The organism is uncultured Nostoc sp., assembly GCF_964245575.1.
GTDB lineage: Bacteria > Cyanobacteriota > Cyanobacteriia > Cyanobacteriales > Nostocaceae > Nostoc.
Genome location: NZ_CAXTNP010000520.1, coordinates 1 through 2,521, shown reverse-complemented (window position 1 = coordinate 2,521; position 2,521 = coordinate 1). Strand labels below are relative to the sequence as shown.

2 protein-coding genes are annotated in these 2,521 nt (G+C 40.7%); both read left to right on the top strand.

Going from position 1 to position 2,521, the window contains the following annotated elements:
- The first annotated feature begins 31 nt into the window (after window positions 1–31).
- Window positions 32–937 (top strand): shikimate dehydrogenase, encoded by a 906-nt coding sequence (locus tag ACFFAP_RS37930; RefSeq protein WP_375516022.1) that lies wholly within the window; start codon window positions 32–34, stop codon window positions 935–937.
- A 274-nt stretch (window positions 938–1,211) separates the two neighbouring features.
- Complete coding sequence (locus tag ACFFAP_RS37925) at window positions 1,212–2,414, top strand: alpha/beta hydrolase (protein ID WP_375516021.1); 1,203 nt, start codon at window positions 1,212–1,214, stop codon at window positions 2,412–2,414.
- Window positions 2,415–2,521 lie beyond the last annotated feature (107 nt).

The following is a 2,521-nucleotide window of genomic DNA, read 5'->3' as shown; positions in this document are numbered from 1 at the left end:
GTAGGGAGTGGGGGGAGCAGGGGGAAAAAGAATGACAAATGACAAATTGATTACAGGCAAAACTAAGCTATTAGGGGTAATTGGATATCCAGTTGAGCATTCGCTGTCGCCAGCGATGCATAATGCTGCGTTAGCGCAGCTCGTCGAAGACATCGCTCATTTAGGATTAGATTACGTTTATCTTCCTTTTCCTATAGCACCAGAGAATTTGGAAATAGCGATCGCAGGTTTCGCGGCTGTTGGTGTTGTCGGTTTTAATGTGACAATACCTCATAAACAGGCAATTATGCCTCTGCTTTCAGAAATTACCCCTCTTGCTCAAGCTATAGGCGCAGTGAATACTGTTAGTTACCAAAATAATCAATGGGTGGGGACAAACACAGATATAGAAGGATTTATCGCTCCTTTACAGACGACGTATAAGCAAGATTGGAGTCAAAAGATAGCAGTAATTTTAGGCAATGGTGGCGCAGCTAGAGCAGTTGTAGCAGGTTGTCACCAACTAGGTTTTGCGAAAATTCATGTTGTTGGGCGTAATGTGCAGAGATTACAAGAATTTGGCAATAGTTGGAGCAATTCACCCATTAGTGAAAATTTACAAGTTCATCAATGGGAAGAATTGCCAAAGCTAATACCTCAAGCGAATCTGCTGGTAAACACAACCCCCATAGGTATGTATCCCAAGGTTGATCAGTCGCCTTTGAGTTTAGAGGAAATAGCAAATTTACCAAAGGGTGCGATCGCTTACGATTTAATATATATTCCTAAACCGACGCAATTTCTAGAGCAGGCTGAAAAACAAGGTGCAATTGCGATCGATGGCTTAGAAATGCTAGTTCAACAAGGGGTAGCAGCATTAAAAATCTGGTTACACCAGGAAACTGTACCTGTAGAAGTCATGCGCCAAGCGTTGCAAAATCACCTGGGTTTGGGTTGATGAAGAAATAATTTCCTTGAGCTAGATTGTCTTTGAATGACTTTTAGAAATGTGTAAGTGTAGCTCGTCGTAGACATCACCTACTCATTCCTCTACAAGAATCATCTGCATACAGCAGTTTTCATTTATTTAAACCACATCTATCGTAGGGGCATAGCAATGCTGTGCCCCTACAGCATTGTCTATTTACCTGAAAATAGCTGTAACTATTGCCAAATTTAGCATTGGCAGATAGATTGTACTTCTTTAAGTCGTTATTACCGCACTTTAATCTATGTTTGCTAAACCCAAAATACTTTTATCATGGCTTGCATTATTACTAAGTTGTGCAAGTCTATTTCTTAGCTCTTGGATTCTTCTTCCGGCTCCAAATATGTTTTTACTCACTTTAGCAGTGGGAGCGCCAGAAGTCAGTCCTTGGTTATTGTTATTAAATTTGCTCTCTTTTTTGCTTTCTTTCTTCTACATCCGTCGCCGTAAACTACAGCGTTTAGCTTGCATTTTCACCTTTATCGGATTGCTAATTTGTGGATGGGTACTAGTGAATATCCCACCAACTCAAATGCAGATGGCTAAAGCGATGAAACACGGATTGGGAGCAAATTATCTAGAGCAAATTCCAGCCCAAGTAAAAACTAAAATGCTAACCTATCCCTTTGATTTAGTTAATTCCTTCCGAGGTATTGCATCAGATAAAACGCGTCATAAAAAAGATATTCTCTTTGCTTATCCTGCGGGAGTGCCTTTAAAAATGGAAGTTTACCAACCCTTAGAGATAGGTAAATATCCAGCAGTGGTAGTAATTTATGGTGGAGCTTGGCAATATGGCAACCCTCATGCAAATTCCGAGTTTAATCAATATATAGCTGATCAGGGATATACAGTATTTGCGATCGCCTATCGACACGCACCTAAATATCGGTTTCCAGTTCAGTTAGATGACGTGCGTACAGCCCTAAATTTTATTCGCAAACATGCAGCAGAATATGAAGCCGATCCAGAACGTATGGTACTTTTAGGGCGTTCTGCAGGAGCGCACCTAGCAATGTTAGCGGCTTATCAACCGGATGCACCACCTATTCGTGGTGTGGTGAACTATTACGGGCCTGTTAATTTAACTGAAGGATACAAAACACCACCAAATCCCGATCCTATTAACACTCGCGCTGTTTTAAAAGCATTTCTCGGTGGTTCTTTAGAAGAATTGCCTAATCAGTATGAAATTGCTTCACCAATAAATTATCTGAGCCACCCTGTACCGCCAACTTTATTAATTTATGGCAGTCGCGATCATTTGGTAGAAGCGCGATTTGGCAGACAAATGTATGAACGTTTACATGACTCTGGTAATACTGCGGTTTTTCTAGAAATTCCTTGGGCAGAACACGCTTTTGATGCCGTTTTCAATGGTGTGAGCAATCAATTAGCGTTATATTATACCGAGAGGTTTTTGGCGTGGGCGTTGTTTAAGGAATAATTTCATTAACTCACAGCAGCAGTCAGAGCTTAAAGGCTCATTAACGGAGTTCAAAGACTCATTAATGGAGTTCAAAGACTCATTAACGGAGTTCAAAGACTCATTAA